The following is a 5,487-nucleotide window of genomic DNA, read 5'->3' as shown; positions in this document are numbered from 1 at the left end:
CTGATATTTCGCACTTACAACAAACGCGAGAAGTTTTTTTCTCGAACCTTCAAGAGGCTATCAATCACTTGGATCAAGCTTCTATTGGTTTTGTATCCGTTAATAGACAAGGAACTATTCTTTATGCCAATGCGACTTTTGCCGAATGGTTTTCAATTGATTTAGCGAATTTCTCAATTGGTCAATATAATTTTGATTCGTTATTTGATAGCGTTGGCGCTAAGAGCTCATGGAGTGATATCTGTTTACAAACCAACAGATATCAAAGTTCAGGTTACTCTTTACCTTATAGGTTTTCGTTATGTTTAAATTCACACACGACTTGTGAGAAAATATTCCATTGTCTTATATCTGTTTCTTCTCTCTTAGAAGAGGAAGCCATTTATCGTGTTGTGATCATTCCACAACAAATACAAAAAGAAGAAGATGATCAATTAAAATTACCCAGTATATTAGGAGAATATTTTGATGCGAGTCCTTTTGCAATAGCCGTGGTGGATCATGCAGGGCAATTGGTTCATATGAATAAAGCTTTTTCATCACTCACGGGATGTATGGACAAAGCTGTCAATTTTTATGATGTTATTTCTCGTCGTGATTGTGTGCAGTTAGAGCGTTCTTTTCAGAGAATTGCGACAAATAAAAATTATTTTGTTTCTCTAGAAACTGTTTTAGAAAAAAATGAAGAATGCCATTTACGGCTCCATATTATGTCTGTACCGCCCTATCACGGTGATGCATTGCAAAATTTGCTTATTATCTCTGTCATTGAAACAACCGAACAAAAAACTCTTGAAGATAAAATGATGCAAAGTCAGAAGATGCAAGCTGTAGGACAATTGGCTGGCGGCATTGCTCATGATTTTAATAATGTTTTAACAGCAATTTTAATGTCGTGTGATCTTCTTTTAAATACGCATCGTAGTTCTGATCCTGCTCATGCTGATCTGATCAATATTAAAAACAATGCTAATCGTGCAGCTGCTCTTGTCCAGCAATTATTAGCTTTTTCTAGAAAGCAAACACTTCGACCTGAAGAAGTCGATTTTACTGAATTTTTATCAGATATCCGCAATCTTATTTTACCACTTTTGGGGAATAATATTCAGTTAAAAATTATCCATGGAAGAGATTTGTGGAGCGTTGAAGTTGATCAAGCATCTTTTCAGCGTGTTATTATGAATTTGGTTATTAATGCGCGTGATGCCATGTTAGATGGAGGTGTTGTTACGATTGCAACAAATAATATTACAAAGCAACAAAGTGCTGAATTTAATCATCTTGGATTAGCAATTGGCGAGTATGTGCAATTGACTATTTCAGATACAGGGGCTGGTATATCTGCTGCTATACAAGAAAAAATGTTTGAGCCATTTTTTACAACAAAAGAAGTTGGAAAAGGAACAGGACTTGGTTTATCAATGGTTTATGGAATTATCAAGCAGAGCGGTGCGTATATTTATTGTGAAAGTAAAGAAGGTGAAGGAGCAACATTTCATATTTTTCTTCCCCGTTATATCCCCAATATAAAAGGAGAAATTTCTCAAAAGATTGAAAAAGATGAAGAGAAAGATAAAAATATAGACTTAACAGGATCTGCGACTGTTTTATTGGTTGAAGATGAAGATGCGGTCAGAATGGGGGGGGTAAGAGCTCTTCAAATGAGAGGATATACGGTTTTAGAGGCAGCAAGTGGGGTGGAAGCACTCTCTATTCTTGAGGAACAAAAAGGAGAAGTTGATATTATTGTTTCCGATGTGGTGATGCCAGAAATGGATGGGCCCACTTTATTGAAGGAAGTCCGTAAAAACTATCCTGATATCAAATTTCTTTTCGTTTCTGGATATGCAAAAGATGCCTTTGCTAAAAATCTTCCACAAGATGCTGTTTTTGGTTTTTTATCTAAGCCTTTTACACTCAAACAGTTAGCTGTAACAGTTAAAGAAACACTTTCGTCATAAACAAAAATTTATGCAATAGAAAATTGCGTATTTTAAGATTTTTTAGGCGAAATACGAGAGTATTTTGATAAATAGAGCTTATGATAATGTCATAGAATTGAATAAAGAAGAAAAATTTTAAAAATGAACTAAAATTCAAAAAATTACATATTTTGTGCAAAAATTTATGAAGAGATGGACTCTATTATGTCAATATTTCATAGAGATTTTCAATTGTAGATACTGAGCAAAAACTATGTGTAAAGCATTGAAATATGCTGATTAATAGATTGTTGATACACTCAAAAAGATAAAAGCTGTTGTTGCGTATCGACCATTTTGCTCTTCCCTTCAATAAATGCTTTTAAGGCTTCGGGATAGAGTTTATGCTCTGCTTTAAGAACTCTTTGTGCTAAGCACTCAGCAGTATCATGGGGATAGACTGGAACGGCTGCTTGGGCAAGGATTTTTCCTGCATCCATGTCTTCTGTAACAAGGTGAACAGTGCAACCCGTGATTTTTACACCTGCTTGTAAAGCTTTTTCATGTGTGTTTAAGCCTTTAAATGAAGGCAAAAGAGAAGGATGAATATTTAGAATTCGTCCTTCATAAAGTTTTACAAAACGTGGTGAGATAAGGCGCATATACCCTGCAAAGCAGAGAAAATCCGGTTTATATTGATTTAAAATTGTAAAAATATTTTCTTCATGCTCTTCTTTTGTTTTGTAAATTTTACGATCAACAATATGAATAGGTAAGTTATGGTTTTGCGCTTTTTCAATACCGTTGGCACGCGGATTATCGCAAATAACCGCGACGATTTCAGCAGGATATGCCGTTTGTTGGCTAGCTTGAGCAAGGGCGACCATATTGGATCCATTACCAGAAATGAAAACGACGATTTGTTTTTTCATAAATGCAGTACCCCTTTATAAAGTATTCCTTTATTTTGATCTTGGCATTTTGTTAAAATGCCAAGGGGAGTTACAGTCTCTCCTTTTCTTTCAAGAGCTTGTGTAATTGTTTCAGCTGCATGCTGTGCTACGATAATGATCATGCCAATACCACAATTAAATGTTCTTAACATTTCTGTTTCTTCTATTTTACCTTGTTTGGCAATCCATGAAAATACTGCTGGAACATTGATGCTAGAAAGATTAATTTCAGCGCAGAGAGAGGATGGAAGGACACGTGGAATATTTTCAGGAAAACCTCCACCCGTAATATGAGCAAGAGCTTTAATCCCTTCATATTTTCGCATGATGGGAAGAAGCGATTTTACATAAATGCGTGTTGGTGTAAGAAGTGCTATACCAAGGCTGCTTTCGGGGGAAAAAGGGGCAGGGTCATTCCATTTGAGATAATTTTGCTGGATGATTCGTCGAACAAGCGAAAAGCCATTGGAATGAATTCCAGAGGCGCTTAGACCTAATATAATATCACCTTCTGTCAAATCTTTTGAAGGGAGTAGCTTGCTACGTTCGCATGCTCCAACAGCAAAACCAGCTAGATCATAATCTCCCTCTGCATACATTCCTGGCATTTCTGCAGTTTCTCCTCCAATAAGGGCAGCACCGGCTTGTTTACATCCTTCTGCAATACCGGAAACAATCGCAGCTCCTTGTTCAGGGTCAAGCTTTCCAGTTGCAAAATAATCCAGAAAAAAGAGAGGTTCAGCCCCTTGTACGAGTAAATCATTGACACACATAGCTACAAGATCAATACCTACAGTGTTATGGTGACCTACTTCAATGGCAATTTTTAATTTTGTTCCCACACCATCATTGGCTGCTACTAGGATAGGATCCGTAAAGCCTGCTGCTTTTAAATCAAAAAGTCCACCAAAACCGCCAATTTCTGCATCTGTTCCGGCTCGTTTTGTTGCGCGTATAAAGGGTTTAATTTTTTCTACCATGGCATTACCCATATCGATGTTTACACCGGCTTTTGCGTAGGTAAGACCAGCTTTGGATTTATCCCCAGCCTTGGATTTATTATTTGTAAGATCTTGATTGCTCATTGGAGCCTTCCTTTAATGGAAAATCAGGTTTTGATATTATGCAATGCCATGATAGAGTTCTCTCTGCAAGAGATATTGATAAGAAAATAAGCAACTTTTCTTGTACCTTATTTTGAAGTTGTTTATAATTTTTTGTGAAGAATTTTTTAGGATATTTTATGAGCAAGATATCAGATAATCACGGACAGTCCTCTTGGCAGCTTATGAGAAAGAAAGTGAGTGAGAATACATCTCGTGATCGTTATAAGACTTATGTGCCAGCGTATACTCAATTACCTTTGCCGAATAATATGAAAAGACAAATCTTTTTTTGGCTTGGTACGCTGATTTTTTTCATTCTTTTTATGTTTGTTTTTGGATCAATTTTGCTTCCTTTTGTGGCAGGGATTGTGTTGGCTTATTTTCTCAATCCCATTGTTCAATTACTTGAAAAATTTGGTATTCGTCGTGTGTTTGGGACTGTCCTTATCACCCTATTTATTGTTATTACCTTTGTTGCTGCTTTAATTATTTTGATTCCTGTTATTAGTTGGCAAATACAGCAATTTATGAGTGATGGTTTACCTGTTTACATTAATCGTATTCAAACCTTTTTTGTTGAGCATGATTTTGATTGGTTAAGGCGCTATTTTGGAAGTGATCCAAATGAATTACGGAATAATATTAAAGGATTTTTGGGAGAAGGTTCGGATTTTATTACGTCTCTTTTGAATTCACTTTTAAAGTCAGGAAAATCAATCGTTAATATCGTTAGCCTATTTGTTGTGGCACCTGTGGTGGCATTTTATATGTTATTAGATTGGCCACGTATGGTAACAGCAATCGATTCGTTAATACCGCGGGATCATCTGGAAACCGTTCGTAGTATTTTTCATGAAATGGATAGAGCTATTGCAGGCTTTGTTCGTGGACAAGGAACAGTTTGTCTCATATTGGGAGGCTATTATGCTATTGGTTTAACGATTGCAGGACTCAATTTTAGTCTTTTGATTGGTATGTTTATTGGTCTTATTAGCTTTGTTCCTTATATCGGCACAATGAGTGGTTTGGTCCTTTCTGTTGGTATTGCATGGGTCCAGTTTTATCCCAATAATTGGGGGGGAATCATTGTTGTGATGGCACTTTTTTTAATTGGTCAATTTATTGAAGGTTATATTCTTCAACCCAAGCTTGTAGGTTCATCAGTGGGATTACATCCCGTATGGTTGATGTTTTCACTTTTTGCTTTTTCTTCACTCTTTGGTTTTACTGGTATGCTTGTTGCTGTTCCTGCGGCAGCGGCTGTTGGCGTTTTAGTTCGTTTTGCTCTTCATACTTATCTGAGTTCTCAGATGTATTCGCGAAGCGGAAATTCGGAGCCGCTAAAATGAATGGGCGTGAAACGCAATTATCTTTAAATTTTCCTTATGATCCGATTTTTCAATTTGAGGATTTAGTGGTAACGGAAAGCAATCGTATGGCTTTTCAGCTTATTGATCACTGGCCCAATTGGAGCTTACCTATTGCAGTTTTGGTTGGTAAAGAAGG

The 5,487-nt window shown here is 36.5% G+C and carries 4 protein-coding genes; 2 read left to right on the top strand and 2 right to left on the bottom strand.

All coding sequences use genetic code 11. The features are described from left to right. The coding region (locus ACFIL8_RS05930) for a response regulator (protein WP_375689121.1) at positions 1 to 1,961 on the top strand (1,961 nt) is incomplete at its 5' end. Positions 1,962 to 2,242: 281 nt separating this feature from the next. On the opposite strand, the gene purN is transcribed toward ACFIL8_RS05930, so the two are convergent. Both purN and purM read right to left on the bottom strand, forming a co-directional pair. Beyond that, a complete protein-coding gene (purN, locus tag ACFIL8_RS05925) occupies positions 2,243 to 2,854 on the bottom strand; it encodes a phosphoribosylglycinamide formyltransferase (RefSeq protein ID WP_375613082.1) in 612 nt (203 codons plus the stop codon). Continuing rightward, the gene (purM, locus tag ACFIL8_RS05920; protein ID WP_375613081.1) at positions 2,851 to 3,960 is read right to left on the bottom strand and encodes a phosphoribosylformylglycinamidine cyclo-ligase; all 1,110 of its coding nucleotides are present in this window, start codon (positions 3,958 to 3,960) and stop codon (positions 2,851 to 2,853) included. The genes purN and purM overlap by 4 nt, the downstream gene beginning before the upstream one ends. Positions 3,961 to 4,118: 158 nt before the next feature. Here purM and ACFIL8_RS05915 point away from each other — a divergent pair, with 158 nt between their 5' ends. Next, positions 4,119 to 5,330 (top strand): AI-2E family transporter, encoded by a 1,212-nt coding sequence (locus tag ACFIL8_RS05915; RefSeq protein ID WP_375630182.1) that lies wholly within the window; start codon positions 4,119 to 4,121, stop codon positions 5,328 to 5,330. Positions 5,331 to 5,487: the final 157 nt, after the last annotated feature.

The organism is Bartonella sp. AP57NXGY, from assembly GCF_042195805.1.
In the GTDB taxonomy this organism is placed as follows: Bacteria; Pseudomonadota; Alphaproteobacteria; order Rhizobiales; family Rhizobiaceae; genus Bartonella.
Note: the sequence above shows the minus strand (reverse complement) of the source record. Positions and strands in the feature narration are given on the sequence as shown.